A 20,432-nucleotide genomic window follows, 5' to 3' on the forward strand; every position below is an offset into this window, starting at 1 on the left:
GCACTGAGCTGAGAGCGGATGCGTTCTTGGCTCCCCCTCTGAGGGGAGCCAAGTCTGTTACTTCAGCAGGGAGCGGCACATGGAGCGGTATTCGTTGACGTAGCCGCCGCCGAAGAAGACGCAATGGCCGGCGATGGGGTAGAGCTGCCAGAGCGTGATGCGCTCCTGCCATCCGGCCTTCAACGGATGTACGGACTGGTAGCCCTCGGTGATTTCGCTCAGATAGCTCATGCCGAACAGGTGCAGCATAGCCAGATCCTCCTCGCGATGACCGCCATGTGCCGCCGGGTCGATGAGCACGGCCTCGGACTGCCCGGAATCGGCGGTCCACATCACATTGCCGCTCCACAGATCACCGTGGATGCGCGCCGGCTTGTCGGCCGCGGCGCGGCCCATCAGATCCGGCAACGCTTCAATCACACGCTCAGTCAACTCGACATCGCGCTTATCCAGCTCGCCACGTTTCACACCAAGGTTGACCATCGGGCGCAGACGTCCATCAGCGAAATAGCTGATCGGGTCGGTCCACTCGCCGGTATCCATTTTCACCGGGTCCTGCAATGGTCCGAAATAGCATGTGCCGTTATATCCGTCAGGCGCAGACCCGAAATACTTGGCACCCGCATCATGCATACGGGCCAGAGCCGCGCCAAAAGCTCGTGCCGCCTGAGGCGTGGGGGACGCGCTACCCACACGTTCGATATCCAGATAATCCTTGCCCCAGCCGTATACCTGCACCACGCGCGGGCCGCCTTGCGCATGAGCCGCTCCCAACCATTCGAGTCCTCGACCCTCGCATTCGAAGAATCCTTCCGGTGCGAATGCCCTGCTTTTGCGATACGTGGCCATAATGCTCCCTTCGTCGCTTACGTACTATATCCACTTTCATTGTAGAAGCCGTGGATGTTACCGATTCTTAGTGTTGTTCTACACCCCCTTGGGTAGGGTGTTCATCGTCATAACACATCAAATACTTAGAAATCACGAGGGGTTATGAATTTTTTCCAAGCGATCATTCTCGGCATCGTTCAGGCGCTGACCGAATATCTCCCAGTGTCCTCCAGCGCGCATATCCGTATTTTCGGCGATTTGATGCTGGGCTCTGATCCCGGTGCGGCGTTTACCGCCATCATCCAAATCGGCACCGAACTTGCGGTGATTCTGTATTTCCGTCACGACATCATCAATATCCTTACTCACTGGTTCAGCTGCCTGTTCGGCAAGAACGGCAAGGATTGGAAGGCCCGCATGGGCCGCGGCGACAATTACGCCACACTCGGCTGGAACATTATCGTCGGCTCGATTCCGATTATTATCCTCGGCTTCACTCTGCAGAACGTCATCGAAACCTCGTTGCGCAACCTGTGGATTACGGTAACCGTGCTGTTGGTATTCGGCATTCTGCTGTGGATGGTGGATGCCAAGGCTCGCCAGAACAAAACCATGAATGATATGACGTATCGTGATGCATTCCTCTTCGGTTTGGGCCAGTCCATGGCGCTGATTCCTGGTGTGTCCCGCTCCGGCGGCACCATCACCGTCGGTCGCGCACTGGGCTACACGCGTGAGGCCGCTGTGCGTCTGAGCTTCCTGATGGCCATCCCCGCGGTGTTCGGCTCAGGTTTGCTCGAAGCCATCAAGGCCGTGAAGAACTACAAAACCGATGCGATGTTCCCCGGCTGGGGGCCGACCCTCGTAGCCATGGTCATCAGCTTCGTACTCGGCTACATCGTGATCATCGGATTCCTGAAGTTCGTATCGAACTTCTCCTATAAGGCCTTCGCCATCTACCGCATCGGTTTGGCTGTGGTCGTCGCCTTGCTGCTGATTGTGGGCGTGCTGCCGGCCATCGATCCCTCCGTGGTGGCTGCGGCATAAGACGGGTCGATAGGCGACTCAATATTAATGGTGCTCCCGCTGGCGGGAGCTGTCAGCGAAGCTGACTGAGGGTGGTCACTGGAATATGCCAGCAGAACCACCCTCAGTCTCGCTACGCGAGCCAGCTCCCGACATTTTGTGCGACGTGCACATGGTGCACTGCTATGAACAGCCCACAGGGCTGTTCATCCAGCGGGAGCACACCATATATGGGCTAATTGCCCATCTGGCGCAGAAACGCTTCTGCTTCTTTGACTAGTTGTTCGGCCTGGGGCGCTCCCAATGAAGCCTCCGCCTCGGCTTTCTGCTGCAAGTCGTAGTCGTGCTCCAAATGCTCCACATAATCGTGAAGCTGGTCATTGCAACGAACCAGTATCGAGGCTTGCGCCTTCCACTGTTCGGCTTTCTGCTTCAGGTCTGCCGTATCGAAGATGAAGCCGATATGCTTGCCCAACGCATCCAGCAATCGTATAGTGCCGGCAGAGCATTCGTCGCTGCCCAAATATTGGGGGATGGACACCCACATCGAGGAATGAGCAAAACCTTGCTGCGCGGCGGCCACATCCAAAACGGTAGGAATGCCTACCGGGCCGTTATACGACCGGTCTCCTTCGCATTGACAGTCTCCGTCGCTGACGGCGATGGGCAACGGACGGGTATGCGGGCAATCGGAGAACATCGAACCTAACGTAATGATCCGATTGACATCCAGCTCATCGGCAATGGCCAGACTCTGGCTACAGTATTCCTTCCACCGATAGTTTGGTTCGGGGGCGATCTGCGCATAGATATGCTTGCCTGCGTCCAACGTGATGTCGTAGAACGTGGTCTGTGGCCAGATAAGATTGGTGCGTCCCGAAACATGGCACAGCATAGGACGGGCAACCTGATAGTCATAGAAATCATCACATCTAATATGACGAATCTCGCGGGACTCATATCGCTTGACCAGATGGCGCACCGCGTTCGTCGCCGCCTGACAGGCATCATTCCATCCCTCGAATGCGGCGATCAATACTGCGCCGGTGTCCTTCGCTGCTTCACTCATACCTCTAGAGTAACTGGAATTCATTGCCCGAAGCGCACGCTTTAGCCATAAGCGAGAGTATGCAATTACAGGCGACACGCCGCAGCTGGACGAACTACACGCATGTGAGTATAGTAAACACTCGTGCTTCGGTAGGGAGACCTCGCCAAGGAAACACACGCGGACATAGCTTAGTTGGTAAAGCGCAACCTTGCCAAGGTTGAGACCGCGGGTTCGAGTCCCGTTGTCCGCTCTAGGTCCGTGAGTTGACAGACCTTACGGTGGGTTAGCCAAGCGGTTAGGCAGCGGCCTGCAAAGCCGTATAGACGAGTTCGACTCTCGTACCCACCTCTCAGACCAGCGAAGCAATTCAATGGGATGAAATATGACCCGGGCGGTTGGCGCAGTGGTAGCGCACTTCCCTGACACGGAAGGGGTCACAAGTTCGAATCTTGTATCGCCCACGAAAGTCGAAGCAATTCGACTGGATATAACTGAAGAACCGAGTATTCGGGCGATTGGCGCAGCGGCTAGCGCACTTCGTTCACACCGAAGGGGTCGTAGGTTCGATTCCTACATCGCCCACTGGATTCCGCTTCTCACGGCGGATTCCTTTGCGGACATAGCTTAGTTGGTAAAGCGCAACCTTGCCAAGGTTGAGACCGCGGGTTCGAGTCCCGTTGTCCGCTCCACAACGAAACCTCGCTTCGGCGAGGTTTTTTCGTATTGGTTCAGATGCTGGTGGTATTTGTCGCACGCCCAACCTATCGTGTCCTACGTTGATTAACCAGTCCAGGCCTGCACATTAGTACCGTGGGCCCCGATAGCAAAGGACAAATCATGGCGCAAGCTACCATCTCCATAACCGTCAACGGCGAAGCGAAGGAGGTGGAAGCAACCACCACCGGCGTAGAACTGTTCGCGGAAGACAAGAACATCATCGCGGTCAAGATCAACGGCGAGAACCGTGACCTGTACACGCCGCTGAACGATGGCGACACCGTCGACCCCATCGCCCTCGACTCCGAAGACGGCCTCGCAATCATGCGTCACTCGGCCACCCACGTCATGGCCCAGGCCGTGCAGGAAGTCTACCCGAACGCCAAGCTCGGCGTCGGCCCCGTCATCAAGGACGGCTTCTACTACGACTTCCAGGTCGACCAGCCCTTCACCCCGAACGACCTCAAGGACATCGAGAAGCGCATGCAGCGCATCATCAAGTCCTCCCAGTCCTTCCGCCGTCGTTCCGTGACCGAGGAAGAGGCTCTGAAGGAAGAGGCCGACCAGCCCTTTAAGATCGAACTGATCGAAGACAAGGAAGCACACCTCGACCCGGCCGCCGCCACCGAGATCTCCGAAAAGGAGCTCAGCTTCTACGACAACGTAGACCGTGATGGCAATGTGGTTTGGAAGGACCTGTGCCGCGGCCCGCACCTGCCGAACACCCGCTACATCAAGGCCTTCAAGATCGAGCGTTCCGCCGCCGCCTACTGGCGTGGTTCCGAGAAGAACCCGACCATGCAGCGCGTCTACGGCACCGCGTGGGCCACCAAGGAAGACCTCAAGGCCTACCAGACCCGCCTGGAAGAAGCCGCCAAACGCGATCACCGCAAGCTCGGCGCCGAGATGGACCTGTTCTCCTTCCCGGATGAAATTGGCCCCGGCCTGGCCGTGTTCCACCCGAAGGGTGCCGCCGTGATCAACGCTATGGAGGACTACTCCCGTGAGATGCACCGCAAGCACCACTACAGCTTCGTGCAGACCCCGCACATCACCAAGGGCGGCCTGTACGAGACCTCCGGCCACCTGCACTGGTACAAGGACGGCATGTACCCGCCCATGCACCTCGACGAGGAGAAGGACGCGGACGGCAACATCACCAAGCCGGGCGCCGACTACTACCTCAAGCCGATGAACTGCCCGATGCACAACCTCATCTTCAAGTCGCGTCAGCGCTCCTACCGTGAGCTGCCGCTGCGCCTCTTCGAGTTCGGCACCGTGTACCGCTACGAGAAGTCCGGCGAGGTCCACGGCCTGACCCGCGTGCGCGGCCTCACCCAGGACGACTCCCACATCTACTGCACCCGCGAGCAGATGAAGGACGAGCTCACCAGCCTGCTCACCTTCGTGCTGAACCTGCTCAAGGACTTTGGCCTGACCGACTTCTACCTCGAGCTGTCCACCAAGGACCCGAACAAGTACGTCGGCTCCGACGAGATCTGGGAGGAGGCCACCAACACGCTCGCCGAGGTCGCCAAGGAATCCAACCTCGAGCTCGTCGACGATCCGTGCGGCGCCGCCTTCTACGGCCCGAAAATCTCCGTGCAGGCCCGCGACGCCATCGGCCGCACCTGGCAGGTCTCGACCATCCAGCTCGACTTCAACCTGCCGGAGCGCTTCCAGCTCGAGTACATCGCGAAGGACGGCACCCACCAGCGCCCGGTGATGATTCACCGCGCCCTGTTCGGCTCCATCGAACGCTTCTTCGCCGTGCTGCTCGAGCACTACGCAGGTGCCTTCCCGGCGTGGCTGGCCCCCGTGCAGGTGCTCGGCGTGCCGGTTGCCGACGAGTTTGCCCCGCATCTGGCCGGCTTCGTCAAGTCCCTTGAAGATGAGATGGTCCGTTGCGAGATCGACTACTCCGACGATCGCTTCGGCAAGAAGATTCGCAACGCCTCCAAGTCCAAGGTGCCGTTCATCCTCATCGTCGGTGAGGAAGACATGAACAACAACGCGGTCAGCTTCCGCTTCCGCGACGGTAGCCAGCTCAACGGTGTGCCGGTGGACACTGCTCGCGAGCAGATTCTCACCGTCATCAAGAAGCGCGTCCAGGTGAACTCCGCCGACGACTTCAACGCTGCTGTGGCTGAGTGATGTGAATGGTACTGGCTCCCCTCTCTGAGGGGAGCCAAGAAAGGGCGCGAAAATGACTGACGTGCGTGTCGATAATCCGGCGGACTTTCCGCCTCAGGAGGACACGGTCGAACGACTGTGGACTCCGCAGCGCATGACCTATGTGCTGCGCAACAGCGAGGATCGCCCAACCAAGCCCAAGACGAAGGAATGCCCGTTCTGCGCCGGACCCAAGAAATCCGACGAAGACGGCCTCATCGCCTGGCGTGGCACGCACGTGTTCGCCATCATGAACCTCTACCCATACAATGTCGGGCATCTCATGATCTGCCCGTACCGTCACGTCGGATTCATCACCGAACTCGACGATGCCGAACTGTTCGAATTCGAGAAGGCCACCACCCTCGCCATGAAGGTGATGGAAACCGTCTCCCGTCCGCACGGTTACAATATCGGCATTAATCAGGGCGAAGTAGCAGGCGCAGGAGTCGCCGCTCACCTCCATCAGCATGTAGTGCCTCGCTGGAATGGTGACGCGAACTTCATGCCCATCGTCGCCCAGACACGCACCATGCCTATTCTGCTGTCCGACCAGCGAGAAGCCTATGCCCAGGCATTCGAACAGCTGGCTCCGCAGTATCATCTGCCGCTTGCCTAACACAGGTGCGGCACCCCGCGTGACCGGTCTTATCGGTACGCATAACAAGACAATCATCGGAAACATCACGGGTATGTCTGATTAACGGCCTACAATCGTTTCGTTTGACATCATCCGTTTCAATAATTGCTAGGAGCATTATGTCAGGTCATTCCAAGTGGGCGACCACCAAGCACAAGAAGGCCGCCATCGACGCCAAGCGCGGCAAGCTCTTCGCCAAGCTCATCAAGAACATCGAAATCGCCGCCCGCCTCGGCGGAGGCGACCCGGACGGCAACCCGTCCCTGTACGATGCCATCTACAAGGCCAAGAAGGCCTCCATGCCGGCCGACAACATCGCTCGCGCCGTCAAGCGTGGTGCCGGTGCTGAAGATGGTGCCGCCAACTACGAAGACATCGTCTACGAGGGCTACGCTCCTGCCGGCGTTGGCCTCATCATCGAATGCCTGACCGACAACCGCAACCGTGCGGCCGCCGAAGTCCGTTCCACCCTGACCAAGGGCAACGGCTCTCTGGCCACCTCCGGCTCCGTGTCCTTCAACTTCGAGCGCAAGGGCCAGATTGTGGTGCCGTCCGAGGGCGTGGACTTCGACAAGCTGTTCGAAACCGCCGCCGAAGCCGGTGCCGAGGACGTTACCGATGACGGTGAAGTGTTCACCGTTGTGACCGGTCCGTCCGACCTGTTCACCGTGCGCAAGGCTCTGCAGGAAGCCGGCTTCGACTACGATTCCGCCGACCAGGTCATGCAGCCGAAGAACGAGGTCGAGTTGAGCCTTGAAGATGCCCGCAAGGTGTCCAAGCTCATCGACAACCTCGATGACCTCGACGATGTGCAGAACATCTACTCCAACTGGACCGCTTCCGACGAGGTGATGGCCCAGCTCGACGAGGAGTAGTCCTCGTGATTATCCTTGGCGTCGACCCCGGGCTCACACGTTGCGGGGTCGGCGTGATCGAAGCCGGCGAGCACCGCCGGCTTTCGTTTATTCACGTGGACGTGGTGCGGTCCTCACCGGATATCACCCAGGATCTGCGTCTACTGGCCATCTACAACGGCCTGTCCGAGAAAATGGATCGCTTCGCACCCGATGCCGTATCCATCGAACGAGTGTTCGCACAATCCAACCGCAACACCGTACTCGGTACCGCACAGGCCGCCGGCCTCGCCATGCTCGCCGCCGCGCAACGCAATATTCCCGTGGCGTTGCATACGCCTACCGAAGCCAAGCTGGCTATCACCGGTAACGGGCAGGCGCAGAAGATTCAGGTGGAGCGTATGGTGACACGTATTTTGAACCTCACCAAAATGCCGACTCCCGCCGATGCCGCCGATGCCTTGGCTTTGGCCATTTGCCATGCGCTGCGCCCGGCAGGCGCATTGCAGGGCGGCGAACGCGAACAACATCTGACCGCCGCGCAACGCCAGTGGGCTGAGGCCGCACAGAAATCCACGCGCCGCCGCATCAACCACGACCGAGGCATGTAGTATACTTTCGAACAGTTGTTCGAGTCTTGAATCCTGGAGCCCTGAAGGAGTACCTGTATGATCGGCATGCTGACCGGGCGGGTTGAATCGGTCGAAACCGATACCGCATTGATTGATGTTGGGGGAGTGGGCTACGAAGTGCGCATGTCCGCCACCGACCTGAGCCGTCTGCACGCCGGGCAAGACACCCGCGTCTTCACCTATATGAACCTCTCTCAGGATGCCATTACCCTGCATGGATTCCTGGATCGGGACGCCAAGAAAACCTTTCTGCAACTCATCAAGGTCTCCGGCATTGGACCTAAAGTGGCCCAATCGTTACTCTCCACACTGACGCCGAGTCAGCTGGCCCACGCCATCGCCGACAACGACGCCACCGCGCTGGCCAAGGCTCCGGGGCTGGGCAAGAAGGGCGCACAGAAAATCATCCTCGAGCTTAAGGGCTCTATTGATTTGAGTCAGATCGAGGGTGCTTCCGCTCAGGCGGCAATATCCAAGTCTCCGGTGGATACCGGTACGGAACAGGTTGTCGAAGGACTGATTTCACTTGGCTGGCGTCAGCAGGACGCCCAACAGGCCGTTGCCGAGGCTTGCGCCGAAAACGATATTCCCACGCCGCTTGCCACCGACGATGTGCCGCGTGTGCTACGTCTGGCTTTGGCGCTGATGGATAGGGGCCGCTGATGAGCGAGACAACGGATTACGGAGCCTCCAACACCGGTGCCAACGAAGAGTCGTTGCGCATGGTCTCCTCCCAGCCGATCGGCAACGAGCCGGTCAGCGACGAGGAGCTGCGCCCCCATGTTCTCGAAGGCTTTATCGGACAGCCACGGCTCAAGGCCCAGCTGCAACTGTTCCTGGACGCGGCCCGCAAACGCGATGTGCCACCGGACCATATTCTGCTTGCCGGCCCTCCTGGCTTGGGCAAAACCACGTTGGCCATGATCGTTGCCAATGAGCTTGAAGTGCCGATTCGCGTGACTTCCGGTCCTGCGGTTCAACATGCCGGTGATCTTGCTTCGATTCTGAGCTCCCTCGACGTCGGCGAAGTGCTGTTCATCGACGAGATCCATCGTCTGCCGCGCGCCGCCGAAGAGCTGCTGTATATCGCGATGGAGGACTTCCGCGTCGATGTGATGGTCGGCAAAGGCCCGGGCGCAAGCTCCATCCCGCTGACCCTGCCGCGATTCACCGTCATCGGTGCCACCACGCGCGAAGGTATGCTGCCAAGCCCGTTGCGCGCACGCTTTGGCTTCACCGCACATCTCGACTTCTATCCGCATGAGGAGTTGGAAAAGCTCATCGAACGTTCGGCCAACGTACTGGGCGTAAACCTTGATGCGGGTTCCGCTCATGAGCTTGCGTTGCGTTCGCGCGGCACGCCGCGTATCGCCAACCGATTGCTACGCCGTGTACGCGACTGGGCCATCGTCCACGACCTGATCGTGGTGCGGCCGGACGACGTCAAGGAGGCGCTGGCCCTGTACCAGATCGACTCCGAAGGCCTCGACCGGCTGGACATCGCCGTGCTCAATGCCATCGTGCGCAACTTCAACGGTGGACCCGTGGGCCTGAACAATCTGGCGGCCATGGTGGGCGAGGAATCGGAAACCGTGGAAACCGTGTGCGAGCCGTATCTCGTGCGCGAAGGTTTTATGATTCGCACGCCCAAAGGCCGCGTGGCTACCGAGAAGGCATGGCAGCATTTGGGGATTACGCCCAAAGATGATGTCAGCAAGCTCTTCTAGACTTTCTCCTGTTTGCACACTTGGCGGCGTTTCGTCAATGTCGCTCGTTTGAAGGAGTTGTTTCGTGGAACAACAGTACATTATGCTCATCGTGATCGTCGTCGTGTTCGGCGGCATGATGTGGTGGCAGTCCAAGAAGGCCAAGCAGCAACAGCAGGAGAAGCAGGACTTCCGTCGCAACCTGCAGCCCGGCACCGAGGTCATCACCATCGGCCAGGTGATCGGCAAGGTCGTCGAAGTCGACGAGCAGTATGAGGAGATCGTCATCGACTCCGAAGGCTCCAAGCTGCGTTTCGGCTTCAACGCCATCGCCCGTGAGTACACCCGCCCGGCCTATGTGTCCGATGATGAGGTCGACGAGAACGGCAACCCGCTGCCCGACGAAGACACCGCGGCTCCGGCTAACGATGAGGCTGGTCAGGTTCCGATCGAGGCGTCCGTCGTGTCCGAGGAAGACACCGCTGACGAGACCGGTGACGACAACGAAACCAAGACGAAGTAAGCTGTTCGATTCGGTAGCACCATCCGCGTATCGCATCGCAAAGGCATAAAAGGGGCGAGCACTATGGCACAGTCGGACATCACCATCGACGCATTGAGCAAGGTAGGGCAACAGGACGCCGAATATCTGGTGTCCTTGGTGCGTTCCGTACCGGGGTTTCCCAAGGAAGGCATCATCTTCCGTGATTTCATGCCAGTGCTCGCCGACCCCAAGGGCTTGAAGATTCTGCTCAAAGCACTTGAAGAGGCCCTGCCGGTGTCCCCGAGCGAATTCGACTCCATTGCCGGTCTCGAATCGCGCGGGTTCCTGTTCGGCCCGGCCATGGCCGCCCATTTGGGCAAGGGTTTCATCGCCGTGCGTAAGGCCGGCAAGTTGCCGCCTGAAACCATCGGTGAATCCTATGACCTCGAATACGGCACGGCCAGTGTCGAAATCGAAACCGACGCCGTACAGGCAGGGAAGCGAGTGCTCATCGTCGATGACCTCATCGCCACGGGCGGCACCGCCAAAGCCGCCACCGACCTTATCGAAAAGGCCGGTGGCACCGTGGTGGGCTTCAGTTTCGTGATGCGGCTCGATGGCCTCGACGGTCTGGATAAGCTCGACGGCAAGCCCAGCAGCTCGCTGATCGCGATGCCGGCCTGAGATTTCGTCTCACCCAACGTACAGTCAGTTTTCAAGGTCCGGCATGTACTGTGTACAGTTACATGCCGGACCAATTACATAGTCAGGGAAGGATCGATGGATCTTTACGAATACCAGGCGCGTCAGCTGCTCGAGGAACAGGACATTCCCACCCCGGACGCCATCTTTGCCCAGAACTCCCATGAAGTCGCTGAAGCGGCGGACAAAATCGGCTATCCCTGCGTAATCAAGGCGCAGGTCAAGATCGGTCATCGTGGTCAGGCCGGCGGCGTCAAGATCGCCCATAACCGCGACGAGGCGATTCTTGAATCCGAGTCCATCCTGCCGATGACCATCCACGGGCACAAGGTTTCCGGCGTGCTTGTAGCCGAAGCCAAGAACATCCTGCACGAATACTACGTGTCCATCTCCGTGGACCGTACCTCACGTGACTTCGATGTGCTGGCCACCGCCAACGGCGGCACCGAAGTCGAGGAAATCGCCAAGGAACATCCGGAGGCCGTCAAGCGCCTGCACATCGATGCGCTCGGCGATTTCGACTTGGCCGCTGCCACCGAAATGGCGCAGAGCATCGGCTTCTACCACGCGGACGTCGATCAGGCCGCACAGATTCTGCTCAAGATGTGGCGCTGCTTCAAAGACAACGATGCCACGCTCGTGGAAATCAATCCGCTCGCCAAGATCGGCGACCCGGATGACGAATCCACCAAGCAGCTGAGCGCCCTAGACGCCAAGATCTCCTTGGATGACAACGCCTCCTTCCGCCATGACGGCTGGGCGCGTTTCGTGGATCCCATCGTTCCCGACCCCTTCGAGCAGCGTGCCCGCGAACACGGCCTGCACTACGTGCACCTGCACGGCGAGGTCGGTGTGATCGGCAACGGCGCAGGACTCGTCATGAGTTCCCTGGATGCCGTCTCCGGCGCTGGCGAGGAACAGGGCACCAACATCAAGCCCGCCAACTTCCTGGACATCGGCGGCGGCGCCTCCGCAGCCGTCATGGCCGAAAGCCTGGAGATCGTACTGTCCGACCCTCAGGTCGAATCCGTGTTCATCAATGTCTATGGCGGCATCACCTCCTGCGTGGAAGTCGCCAACGGCATCCTCGAAGCGGTCGCCAAGCTCGGCGGTTCCAAGCCGATCGTTGTGCGCTTCGATGGCAACGCCGCCGCCGAGGGTCTGCATATCCTCGCCTCCGCCAATAACCCGAATATCCATGTGTCCGAAACCATGGAAGGCGCGGCAGCCAAGGCCGCGCAGCTCGCCGGTGAGGCGACCCAGTCCAAGGAGGTCCGCTGATGCTGTTCATCGAAGACGGCGCTCCCGTTATCGTCCAAGGCATGACCGGCCATCAGGGCATGACCCATACGGCTCGCATGCTCAAGGCCGGCACCAATATCGTCGGCGGCGTGAACCCGCGCAAGGCCGGCACATCCGTCACCTTCCCCGGTGCCAAGAACGGTGCCGACGCGGACATCCCCGTGTTCGCCACCTGCGGCGAAGCACGTGAAGCCACCGGCGCCAAGGCCAGCGTGGTGTTCGTGCCGCCGAAGTTCGCCAAGTCCGCCGTGGTCGAAGCCGTCGAAGCCGGCATCGAACTCATCGTGGTCATCACTGAAGGCATTCCGGTGGCCGATTCCGCATACTTCGTCGAACTGGCGCTCAAGAAGGGCGTGCGCATCATCGGACCGAACTGCCCTGGTCTCATCACGCTCGGCAACCCCGGCGTCAATCTGGGCATCATCCCCGACGGCATCGTCGGCCGCGGCCCGCTCGGACTGGTCTCCAAATCCGGCACCCTCACCTACCAGCTCATGGGCGAATTGTCCGATATCGGCTTCACCGCATGTCTCGGCGCCGGCGGCGATCCGATCGTCGGCACGACGCTGCTGGAAGCCCTGCAGGCATTCGAAGCCGACCCCGACACCAAGGCTGTCATGATGATCGGCGAAATCGGCGGCTTCGCCGAACAGGACGCCGCCGCATGGGCCAAGGAGCACATGACCAAGCCGGTTGTCGCCTACATCGCCGGCTTCACCGCCCCCGAAGGCAAGCAGATGGGCCACGCCGGCGCCATCGTCTCCGGAGGCAAGGGCACCGCCCAGGACAAGAAGAACGCGCTCGAGGCGGCGGGCATCCCCGTGGGCAAGACCCCGGGCCAGGCCGCCGAAATCATGCGTGACGTACTCGCCAAGGCCAACATCGACTGATCGGTTCCAACCAATCGTGATGAAAGCCGTGATTCGCCAATGGGTGCGGGGAGCCATAGTCGCCCTCGCATCCATGGCCATCTATGCCGTTGCATTAGGCTGCTATACAGCGCTGATGTTATTGGTCGTCTCTATGGAAGAGGGCGGCGACAATCTCACCGTCGGCACAACCTCGCTGACACAGGCCGTTGTGCTTCTGAGTGAGGGATCGGGCTTTAGAACCGATTCGTTCACCCTCACCATTACGCCATTGCTGTTGACCATACTGCTGATATGGCTGATCAATGCACTCATCATGCGAATCAAAGCATACGGGCCGCATGCGTATGTTGCCGGATTGATTGTTTGGCTCGGGTTGAACGAGGCATTCCGGCAATCCGTGCACCTAGGTCTTGTCGATGACCAGTGGCTGGTGTTGCTGAAAGCAGCCATCGTATTCTCGATCGGTTTCCTATGCGCAGCCGTACCGGAATCAGCCAAAATGCGAGCATTCAGGGACTGGACTCGCAAGCAGGTGCCGGCGGACATACGCCACTGCCTGAAAATCGGCGTCGCCTTGGCCGTCGCGATACTGAGCATATATCTGGCAATTGGATTGATTACCGTCATCGTATGGTCGGTACGCAACCATGCCGCTGTCGTATCGTTGTTCGAATTGTCCGGGATGGAAACCGGTTCACGAATTCTCACCACCGTCGCCATGCTGATCTGGCTACCCAATGTCATGCTCTGGGCTGTTTCCTGGCTCTTCGGCGGCGGATTCGCCATCGGTGATTTGGCCAGTTTCACGTTATGGCTCGGCCAATCCAAAGAGCTTCCTGCAATTCCGGTATTCGGTATTCTGCCCGAACCGGTCAGCAGCGAACTATGGCGTACCGTTGCCTTGAACGCGCCTCTCGCCATCGCTGCGCTCGTGGGCCTGCTGGCTGTATTCCTACCGCAAGGATTCGCCTGCAGGCCGTTGAATATACGGAATACGTCCACCCGCGGCCCAGTACTGGTTTCGCTGATCTACTCCGCCGGGGCATTCTGCCTGAGCGCGATGCTGATCTCACTGGCATCCACATTGCTGTTCGCTCTGTCCAATGGATCGCTTGGCGATCATCGTCTTGCTCACATAGGCGTCGACGTCATGGCCTCCACCAGAGTCGTCGGTCATTCGACCGCACTGGGACTTACCGCGGCGTGGCTGCTCGCGCTGATTGGCACAGCGCTCGTTTTTCCGATAATCTGGTTGGTTGAGAGAATCAAGGATTCCCGCACCACCGCCGCGACCTCGAAGACCGCCACCGTTCGTCAGGCGCGGTTCCTAGCGTCACAACCACAAGAATCCAAGGAGGAACAGGATGACAAACACGAACCGACCGATACGTCGAGCACTGGTCTCGGTCTTTCATAAGGAAGGCATCGAAGTACTCGCGGAAGCGTTCGTGAAGGCCGGCACTGAAGTTGTTTCCACTGGTTCGACCGCCAAGAAGCTTGCCGAACTGGGCGTCAAGGTAACCGAGGTGTCCGATGTCACCGGATTCCCCGAATGCCTCGACGGCCGCGTCAAGACGCTGCACCCGTACATTCACGCCGGCATTCTGGCTGATATGACCAACCCCGAGCACGCCAAGCAGCTCGAGGAGTTCGGCATCAAGCCGTTCGACCTGGTGGTCGTCAACCTGTACCCGTTCGCCGACACCGTGCGCTCCGGCGCCAACGAGGCCGATACCATCGAGAAGATCGACATCGGCGGTCCCTCCATGGTGCGCGGCGCGGCCAAGAACCACGCCACCGTGGCCATCGTCACCGACCCGGCCGATTATGCACTGGTCGCCTCCCGCGTGGCCGACGGCACCGGCTTCTCCTTGGACGAGCGCAAGTGGCTTGCCGCCAAGGCCTTCGCGCACACCGCCGCCTATGACGCCACCATCAACGAGTGGACCGCCAAGCACTGGCCCAAGCCGGCCTCTCTGGACGCCGTCGAGGTGGACAAGGACGATCAGGGCACTGAAGTCGATTCCGCCAAGTTCCCGGCCCAGTTCACCCGCACCTGGGATCGTGCGCACACCCTGCGCTACGGCGAGAACTCCCACCAGCAGGCCGCCCTCTACATCGACCCGCTCAACCAGACCGGTTTCGCCCACGCCGAGCAGCTCGGCGGCAAGCCGATGAGCTACAACAACTACGTGGACGCGGACGCCGCCTGGCGCACCGTATGGGATATGGCTCCCGCCATTGCCGTGGCCGTAGTCAAGCACAACAATCCGTGCGGTCTGGCCATCGGCGCGACCGCGGCCGAGGCCCACAAGAAGGCTCACGCCTGCGACCCGATGAGCGCCTACGGCGGTGTGATCGCCTGCAACTCCAAGGTCACCCTTGAGATGGCCGAAAGCGTGCGCCCGATTTTCACCGAAGTCATCGTCGCCCCCGACTATGAGCCGGCCGCGCTCGAACTGCTGCAGACCAAGAAGAAGAACCTGCGCATCCTCGAGGTGGCCGAGCCGCCGAAGGGCCACGAGGCCATCCGCCAGATCGATGGCGGCCTGCTTGTGCAGGACACTGATCTGATCAACGCCGTCGGCGACGATCCGGACGCCTGGAAGCTCGTGGCCGGCGAGGCCGCCGACGCTGACACGCTGAAGGACCTCGTGTTCGCATGGCGTGCAATCCGCTGCGTGAAGTCCAACGCCATCCTGCTGGCCCACGACCAGGCCACGGTTGGCATCGGCATGGGCCAAGTCAACCGCGTGGACTCCTGCCATTTGGCCGTCGAGCGCGCCAACACGCTGGCCGATGGTGCCGATCGCGCCACCGGTGCGGTCGCGGCATCCGATGCGTTCTTCCCGTTCGCCGATGGTGCCCAGGTGCTTATCGACGCGGGCGTCAAGGCCATCGTGCAGCCTGGCGGCTCCATCCGCGATGAGGAGGTCATCGAAGCGGTCAAGAAGGCCGGCGTGACCATGTACCTCACCGGCACCCGCCACTTCTTCCACTGATCGGGACTCTCTGAGGGGAGCAGCTCAGCCAAAACGCACAAAGGTGGGATTCCGCCTGACCCGTCAACGGGTCCAAGCGGAATCCCACCTTTGCTATTCGCCTGCTATTGTGGTCACGTAACCGTTCGACAGAAGGAATCGCAACATGCATAACCATCCCTATGTATCCGAAGCACATGAGGGCAAGCCATGGTTTGAATGGTGCGTACTCGGCGTCGTCGCCGTCATCACACTGCTGGTTGCTTTCGGATATACGATGGCCGCCACGGTCATACTTGCCGTGACGGCCATCATCACCGGGCTTGTTCGCCTGATTCTTCAGGACAGAAGCCCATGGAAAGTGCGCTCAGTGGCGTTCGACTCCTTCATCGGCATCGCCTTGGGAATCGGCCTGCTGATTACCTACTTCAGCTTCTTTGGACTCTTCGGCAACATCTTTTTCCGCTGAATCGCCATCAGACGAGGCGGCCTGATCGAAGAATTCGCCATCGTCGAGCGTGTCCGCGTTTGCATCGGCATCCGTCTGCGGAAGATCGGCGGCAGCCGGCACTTTGGGAGTGGTCATCATCTGCGCGATGATCATGACCAACGCCACCACAGCGGCGGCCAAGACCGGGCTAATCCAGAATACCCACAGCTGCTGCAGCGGATTTTGCGTAAGACCCTCATTCATCGCGGCCAGTGCGATGCCGGTGGAACGGGCGGGATTGAGACCGGCACCGGTAACCGGGTAGCTGATGGCGGTGGCCAGACCATAGGCAAGACCCATGGCAATGACATGACGGTCCGAGGACTCGTCGTGATCACCCAGAGAAGACATGGCGGTGGCAACGACAATCAGAGAGGCAACGACCTCGACGACAATCGCCAGCGTAATCGAGAACGTAATGCCATACTGGGTCAGCAGCGAGTAAGACACGGAGCCGTTTTCGAAACCGTTAACGGCCGGAGTCAGCCACACTTTGGCAGCTACCTGCTCGGATGTGGGCAGCAGCTTGACCACGGCGAAGCCGGCGGCGATGGCACCGATGACCTGAGCGATCACATAGAGGATGCCATCCAGGATTTTCGTCTTGGAAACCAGCACAGAGGCTACGGTGATGGCCGGATTCAGCTGGCCACCGGACACGCGGGAGAAGATGGCGGTGACTGCGGCATATGCCAAGCCGGTAGCCAACGCGAAGAACACGATATTGATGCCATACACGGCCGAACCCCATGTGGAGAAGGCGTAAATGGCAAAGCACAGCAGGAAGCTGCCGGCCAATTCGGCGCACACGCGCAGAGCCAGCGGCTGTTGATTGGTTTCTTCCATGATTGTTCATTCCTTTTCATCTGTCGGAAGACGGGCGAACCCGCACAAACGGTTGCCAGTCTAGCAGCAGTCCTACGTTGCGGTATGATATATAGGTTGGGATTGGCTGGGATTCCAGTCCGCCAACTCTGAAGTATGTATACAAATCGACAGTCTCTGCGATGACAGAATCTGTCCGGCCACGTTGGGAGAACGATGCCAAACGCATATTCCCGCGCTGCGAAAGCGCAAGACGATTCCAATTCCATTCGACTCCAGAAGCTGCTTGCCCAAGCGGGATTCGGTTCCCGCCGCAAGTGCGAGGACATGATCACCGAAGGCCGTGTCGAGGTCGACGGTGAACTGGTCACCGAGCTCGGAACTCGCGTTGACCCTCATAAGCAGCAGGTGCGCGTAGACGGTTCGCGCGTACGCGTCAATCCGAACCACGTCACTCTGGCGCTGAACAAGCCCCGCAAGGTGCTCTCCGCCATGGACGACCCGAAGGGCCGCTACACGCTGCGCGACATCGTGGGCGACAAGTACGAGCGCATCTTCCACATGGGCCGTCTCGACTACGATTCCGAAGGCCTGATCCTCATGACGAACGACGGCGAGCTCTCGCAGCACGTCATGCACCCCAAGTACGAGGTCGAGAAGACCTACGTCGCTACGCTGGAAGGCAAGATCTCCGGCACCGTGTGCCGTCGACTCGTGACCACCGGCGTGCAGCTCGACGACGGCTGGATCAAGCTCGACCACTGCGCGATCATCGACTCCTCGCGTGACCACACGATGGTCAAGGTCGTGCTGCACTCCGGCAAGAACCGCATCGTGCGACGTATCTTCGGCTCAATCGGCTTCCCGGTCAAGCGCTTGGTGCGCACCCAGATCGGCCCGATCAAGCTCGGTGATTTGAAGCCCGGTTCCTACCGCGTGCTGTCCCAGACGGAAGTCCGTTCGCTGTCCAAGGAGGTTGGTCTGTGATTCGCGTTGCCATCGACGGCCCCGCCGGCGTGGGCAAGTCGTCCACGTCCAAGGCGCTGGCCAAGTATTTCGGATACGCTTACCTTGACACGGGCGCGATGTATCGTGCCTGCGCTTGGTGGTGTCTGAAGCAGGACATCGATCTGGACGCCGAAACCGTGGATGAGCGTGTCATCACCGAAGCGGTGGGCGAGTTCTTCACCGGCGACCATTTCGATATCTCCGTGGACCCGGACAACCCCCGCGTATTCGCCGACGACGAGGACATCTCCGAGGCCATTCGTTCCTCCGAAGTCTCCAGCCATGTCTCCAAGGTGTCGAACGTCATCCCGGTGCGCAACGTGCTCATCGCCGCCCAGCGCGCCTACATCGCCCGCGAAGCGTCGGCCGACTCCTTCTCCGGGGGTTTGGGCATCGTGGCCGAGGGCCGCGATATCACCACCGTGGTGTCCCCGGACGCCGAGGTGCGCGTGCTGCTGACCGCCCGTGAGGAGGTCCGTCAGGCCCGTCGCACCGGCCAAGCCGTCAAGGGCGTGGGTGCTGAGGATGTGGCTGCGCGCGACAAGGCCGATTCCAAGGTCACCAGCTTCCTGACCGCCGCCGATGGCGTTACTACCATCGACAATTCCGATTTGGACTTCGCCCACACGCTCGATCTGCTCATCGGTCTGGTCGAGGACGCCATCGAGAACCAAGAATACGAGCAGTATGCCGCCAATCTCGAAGGCTATGAGCTGGACGAAGGCGATGAGGATCTGATTTCCGGCCGCGGTTTCACGGAAGGCGCGCGCAAGGCCGGCCCCAAGCCGGTGGGTGTGCTGGCTGTTGTAGGCCGTCCGAACGTGGGCAAATCATCCCTGGTCAACCGTATCCTCGGCCGCCGTGCCGCCGTTGTGGAAGACACGCCGGGCGTTACGCGAGACCGTGTGAGCTATGACGCGGAATGGGCCGGCACCGACTTTAAGCTGGTGGACACGGGCGGCTGGGAAGCCGACGTGGAAGGCATTGAATCCGCCATCGCCTCACAGGCACAGGTTGCCGTGACCTTGGCCGATGCTGTGGTATTCGTTGTCGATGGTCAAGTGGGCATGACCACCACCGATGAGCGCATCGTCAAGATGCTGCGTGCCGCCGGCAAGCCGGTCGTGCTGGCCGTCAACAAGATCGACGACCAGGCCAGCGAATACCTTGCCGCCGAATTCTGGAAGCTCGGCCTCGGCGAACCATACTCGATTTCCGCCATGCACGGCAGGGGAGTGGGCGACCTGCTGGACGTCGCGCTCGACAAGCTCAAGCAGGCCGAGAAGACTTCCGGCTACCTCACGCCTTCCGGCCTGCGCCGCGTGGCTCTGGTGGGCCGCCCGAACGTGGGCAAGTCGTCTCTGCTCAATCAGCTGGCGCGCGAAGAACGTGCCGTGGTCAACGATTTGGCCGGCACTACGCGCGACCCCGTCGACGAAATCGTCAACATCGATGGCGAGGACTGGCTGTTCATCGACACGGCCGGCATCAAGCGACGCCAGCACAAGCTCACAGGCGCGGAATATTATTCCTCTCTGCGCACGCAGGCCGCCATCGAGCGCTGTGAATTGGCGCTGATCCTGTTTGATGCTTCGCAGCCGGTATCCGATCAGGATTTGAAGGTCATGTCCACAGCCGTGGATGCGGGCCGTGCGATCGTGCTCGTGTTCAATAAGTGGGATGCGATGGACGAGTTCGACAAGCAGCGTCTCGAACGCCTGTGGAACACCGAATTCGACCGTGTGATGTGGGCCGAGCGTGTGAATCTGTCCGCCAAGACCGGCTGGCACACCAACCGTCTGACGCGAGCCATGGATAAGGCCTTGGAATCCTGGGATCAGCGTATTCCTACAGGCAAGCTCAACGCCTTCCTCGGCAAAATTCAGGCCGCCCACCCGCACCCGTTGCGTGGTGGCAAGCAGCCGCGAATCCTCTTCGCCACGCAGGCATCCACGCGCCCGCCGCGTTTCGTGATCTTCGCCACCGGCTTCCTCGAGCACGGCTACCGCCGCTACATCGAGCGTTCCCTGCGCGAGGAATTCGGCTTCGAAGGCACGCCGATTCAGATCTCCGTGAACATCCGCGAGAAGAAGAAGCGGAAGTGACACGCGCGTAATTTGCCAGATTTCAAATATCTGG

General features: G+C 60.0%; 19 protein-coding genes and 5 tRNA genes. 21 read left to right on the forward strand and 3 right to left on the reverse strand.

Annotated features, from left to right (window positions below):
• Positions 1-57: 57 nt before the first annotated feature.
• On the reverse strand, positions 58-849 hold the full coding sequence (locus tag AB5287_RS05240; protein ID WP_007054285.1) for a fructosamine kinase family protein: 792 nt from the start codon (positions 847-849) through the stop codon (positions 58-60).
• 144 nt (positions 850-993) lie between these two features.
• On the opposite strand from AB5287_RS05240, the gene uppP reads away from it, so the two are divergent.
• Positions 994-1,878, forward strand: coding sequence for an undecaprenyl-diphosphatase UppP (gene uppP, locus AB5287_RS05245; protein ID WP_007052850.1), 885 nt, complete (start codon positions 994-996; stop codon positions 1,876-1,878).
• 214 nt (positions 1,879-2,092) lie between these two features.
• Here uppP and AB5287_RS05250 read toward each other — a convergent pair whose 3' ends face one another.
• The gene (locus tag AB5287_RS05250; RefSeq protein WP_368220830.1) at positions 2,093-2,926 is read right to left on the reverse strand and encodes a PAC2 family protein; all 834 of its coding nucleotides are present in this window, start codon (positions 2,924-2,926) and stop codon (positions 2,093-2,095) included.
• A 159-nt stretch (positions 2,927-3,085) separates the two neighbouring features.
• On the opposite strand from AB5287_RS05250, the gene AB5287_RS05255 reads away from it, so the two are divergent.
• The 18 genes from AB5287_RS05255 (at position 3,086) to AB5287_RS05340 (ending at position 16,439) form a co-directional block, all read left to right on the forward strand.
• Positions 3,086-3,158, forward strand: a tRNA-Gly gene (locus AB5287_RS05255).
• 27 nt (positions 3,159-3,185) lie between these two features.
• Positions 3,186-3,256, forward strand: a tRNA-Cys gene (locus AB5287_RS05260).
• Positions 3,257-3,297: 41 nt separating this feature from the next.
• Positions 3,298-3,369 (forward strand) — tRNA-Val (locus AB5287_RS05265).
• A gap of 48 nt (positions 3,370-3,417) precedes the next feature.
• Positions 3,418-3,490, forward strand: a tRNA-Val gene (locus AB5287_RS05270).
• A 31-nt stretch (positions 3,491-3,521) separates the two neighbouring features.
• Positions 3,522-3,597, forward strand: a tRNA-Gly gene (locus tag AB5287_RS05275).
• A 148-nt stretch (positions 3,598-3,745) separates the two neighbouring features.
• Positions 3,746-5,779, forward strand: a complete 2,034-nt coding sequence (thrS, locus tag AB5287_RS05280; RefSeq protein ID WP_007054284.1) for a threonine--tRNA ligase — start codon at positions 3,746-3,748, stop codon at positions 5,777-5,779.
• Between the two features lie 52 nt (positions 5,780-5,831).
• Positions 5,832-6,416 (forward strand): HIT domain-containing protein, encoded by a 585-nt coding sequence (locus tag AB5287_RS05285; protein WP_013140773.1) that lies wholly within the window; start codon positions 5,832-5,834, stop codon positions 6,414-6,416.
• Positions 6,417-6,556: 140 nt separating this feature from the next.
• Complete coding sequence (locus tag AB5287_RS05290) at positions 6,557-7,312, forward strand: YebC/PmpR family DNA-binding transcriptional regulator (protein ID WP_007052855.1); 756 nt, start codon at positions 6,557-6,559, stop codon at positions 7,310-7,312.
• Between the two features lie 5 nt (positions 7,313-7,317).
• Positions 7,318-7,902 (forward strand): crossover junction endodeoxyribonuclease RuvC, encoded by a 585-nt coding sequence (ruvC, locus tag AB5287_RS05295; protein ID WP_007055752.1) that lies wholly within the window; start codon positions 7,318-7,320, stop codon positions 7,900-7,902.
• Positions 7,903-7,959: 57 nt separating this feature from the next.
• Entirely contained in the window at positions 7,960-8,586 is a 627-nt protein-coding gene (gene ruvA / locus AB5287_RS05300; protein ID WP_007057108.1) for a Holliday junction branch migration protein RuvA, read from the forward strand.
• Positions 8,586-9,650 (forward strand): Holliday junction branch migration DNA helicase RuvB, encoded by a 1,065-nt coding sequence (gene ruvB / locus AB5287_RS05305; RefSeq protein ID WP_007057107.1) that lies wholly within the window; start codon positions 8,586-8,588, stop codon positions 9,648-9,650. Before ruvA ends, ruvB begins: the two co-directional genes overlap by 1 nt.
• A gap of 82 nt (positions 9,651-9,732) precedes the next feature.
• A complete protein-coding gene (yajC, locus tag AB5287_RS05310; protein ID WP_368220881.1) occupies positions 9,733-10,152 on the forward strand; it encodes a preprotein translocase subunit YajC in 420 nt (139 codons plus the stop codon).
• A 63-nt stretch (positions 10,153-10,215) separates the two neighbouring features.
• Positions 10,216-10,797, forward strand: coding sequence for an adenine phosphoribosyltransferase (locus tag AB5287_RS05315; protein ID WP_007052860.1), 582 nt, complete (start codon positions 10,216-10,218; stop codon positions 10,795-10,797).
• A gap of 96 nt (positions 10,798-10,893) precedes the next feature.
• Positions 10,894-12,096, forward strand: coding sequence for an ADP-forming succinate--CoA ligase subunit beta (gene sucC, locus AB5287_RS05320; RefSeq protein WP_007052861.1), 1,203 nt, complete (start codon positions 10,894-10,896; stop codon positions 12,094-12,096).
• Positions 12,096-13,007 carry a succinate--CoA ligase subunit alpha gene (sucD, locus tag AB5287_RS05325; RefSeq protein ID WP_007052862.1) on the forward strand — a complete coding sequence of 304 codons (912 nt, stop codon included), beginning with the start codon at positions 12,096-12,098 and terminating at the stop codon, positions 13,005-13,007. The genes sucC and sucD overlap by 1 nt, the downstream gene beginning before the upstream one ends.
• A 19-nt stretch (positions 13,008-13,026) precedes the next feature.
• Positions 13,027-14,406 (forward strand): DUF6350 family protein, encoded by a 1,380-nt coding sequence (locus tag AB5287_RS05330; protein WP_117651085.1) that lies wholly within the window; start codon positions 13,027-13,029, stop codon positions 14,404-14,406.
• The gene (gene purH, locus AB5287_RS05335; protein WP_100988925.1) at positions 14,354-15,991 is read left to right on the forward strand and encodes a bifunctional phosphoribosylaminoimidazolecarboxamide formyltransferase/IMP cyclohydrolase; all 1,638 of its coding nucleotides are present in this window, start codon (positions 14,354-14,356) and stop codon (positions 15,989-15,991) included. Before AB5287_RS05330 ends, purH begins: the two co-directional genes overlap by 53 nt.
• A gap of 145 nt (positions 15,992-16,136) precedes the next feature.
• Complete coding sequence (locus AB5287_RS05340) at positions 16,137-16,439, forward strand: hypothetical protein (RefSeq protein WP_008783527.1); 303 nt, start codon at positions 16,137-16,139, stop codon at positions 16,437-16,439.
• Here the strand turns inward: AB5287_RS05340 and AB5287_RS05345 are convergent.
• On the reverse strand, positions 16,338-17,306 hold the full coding sequence (locus AB5287_RS05345; protein ID WP_049136803.1) for an MIP/aquaporin family protein: 969 nt from the start codon (positions 17,304-17,306) through the stop codon (positions 16,338-16,340). The genes AB5287_RS05340 and AB5287_RS05345 overlap by 102 nt on opposite strands.
• Positions 17,307-17,501: 195 nt before the next feature.
• Here AB5287_RS05345 and AB5287_RS05350 point away from each other — a divergent pair, with 195 nt between their 5' ends.
• Together AB5287_RS05350 and der are read left to right on the forward strand one after the other, a co-directional pair.
• The gene (locus AB5287_RS05350) at positions 17,502-18,272 is read left to right on the forward strand and encodes a pseudouridine synthase (protein ID WP_007052866.1); all 771 of its coding nucleotides are present in this window, start codon (positions 17,502-17,504) and stop codon (positions 18,270-18,272) included.
• Positions 18,269-20,398, forward strand: coding sequence for a bifunctional cytidylate kinase/GTPase Der (gene der, locus AB5287_RS05355; protein WP_007055764.1), 2,130 nt, complete (start codon positions 18,269-18,271; stop codon positions 20,396-20,398). The genes AB5287_RS05350 and der overlap by 4 nt, the downstream gene beginning before the upstream one ends.
• Positions 20,399-20,432: the final 34 nt, after the last annotated feature.

It is taken from the genome of Bifidobacterium sp. RTP21102st3_E2_RTP21102_210122, assembly GCF_040916945.1.
Lineage (GTDB): Bacteria > Actinomycetota > Actinomycetes > Actinomycetales > Bifidobacteriaceae > Bifidobacterium > Bifidobacterium longum.

What these genes read in the sequence shown, in the direction of transcription:
- AB5287_RS05340 (WP_008783527.1), top strand. Translation starts at nt 16,137, where the DNA reads ATGCATAACCATCCCTATGTATCCGAAGCACATGAGGGCAAGCCATGG.
- AB5287_RS05240 (WP_007054285.1), bottom strand. Translation starts at nt 849, where the DNA reads ATGGCCACGTATCGCAAAAGCAGGGCATTCGCACCGGAAGGATTCTTC.
- purH (WP_100988925.1), top strand. Translation starts at nt 14,354, where the DNA reads ATGACAAACACGAACCGACCGATACGTCGAGCACTGGTCTCGGTCTTT.
- sucD (WP_007052862.1), top strand. Translation starts at nt 12,096, where the DNA reads ATGCTGTTCATCGAAGACGGCGCTCCCGTTATCGTCCAAGGCATGACC.
- sucC (WP_007052861.1), top strand. Translation starts at nt 10,894, where the DNA reads ATGGATCTTTACGAATACCAGGCGCGTCAGCTGCTCGAGGAACAGGAC.
- AB5287_RS05285 (WP_013140773.1), top strand. Translation starts at nt 5,832, where the DNA reads ATGACTGACGTGCGTGTCGATAATCCGGCGGACTTTCCGCCTCAGGAG.
- ruvB (WP_007057107.1), top strand. Translation starts at nt 8,586, where the DNA reads ATGAGCGAGACAACGGATTACGGAGCCTCCAACACCGGTGCCAACGAA.
- AB5287_RS05315 (WP_007052860.1), top strand. Translation starts at nt 10,216, where the DNA reads ATGGCACAGTCGGACATCACCATCGACGCATTGAGCAAGGTAGGGCAA.
- ruvA (WP_007057108.1), top strand. Translation starts at nt 7,960, where the DNA reads ATGATCGGCATGCTGACCGGGCGGGTTGAATCGGTCGAAACCGATACC.
- AB5287_RS05330 (WP_117651085.1), top strand. Translation starts at nt 13,027, where the DNA reads ATGAAAGCCGTGATTCGCCAATGGGTGCGGGGAGCCATAGTCGCCCTC.
- uppP (WP_007052850.1), top strand. Translation starts at nt 994, where the DNA reads ATGAATTTTTTCCAAGCGATCATTCTCGGCATCGTTCAGGCGCTGACC.
- thrS (WP_007054284.1), top strand. Translation starts at nt 3,746, where the DNA reads ATGGCGCAAGCTACCATCTCCATAACCGTCAACGGCGAAGCGAAGGAG.
- AB5287_RS05345 (WP_049136803.1), bottom strand. Translation starts at nt 17,306, where the DNA reads ATGGAAGAAACCAATCAACAGCCGCTGGCTCTGCGCGTGTGCGCCGAA.
- AB5287_RS05250 (WP_368220830.1), bottom strand. Translation starts at nt 2,926, where the DNA reads ATGAGTGAAGCAGCGAAGGACACCGGCGCAGTATTGATCGCCGCATTC.
- yajC (WP_368220881.1), top strand. Translation starts at nt 9,733, where the DNA reads ATGCTCATCGTGATCGTCGTCGTGTTCGGCGGCATGATGTGGTGGCAG.
- AB5287_RS05350 (WP_007052866.1), top strand. Translation starts at nt 17,502, where the DNA reads ATGCCAAACGCATATTCCCGCGCTGCGAAAGCGCAAGACGATTCCAAT.
- AB5287_RS05290 (WP_007052855.1), top strand. Translation starts at nt 6,557, where the DNA reads ATGTCAGGTCATTCCAAGTGGGCGACCACCAAGCACAAGAAGGCCGCC.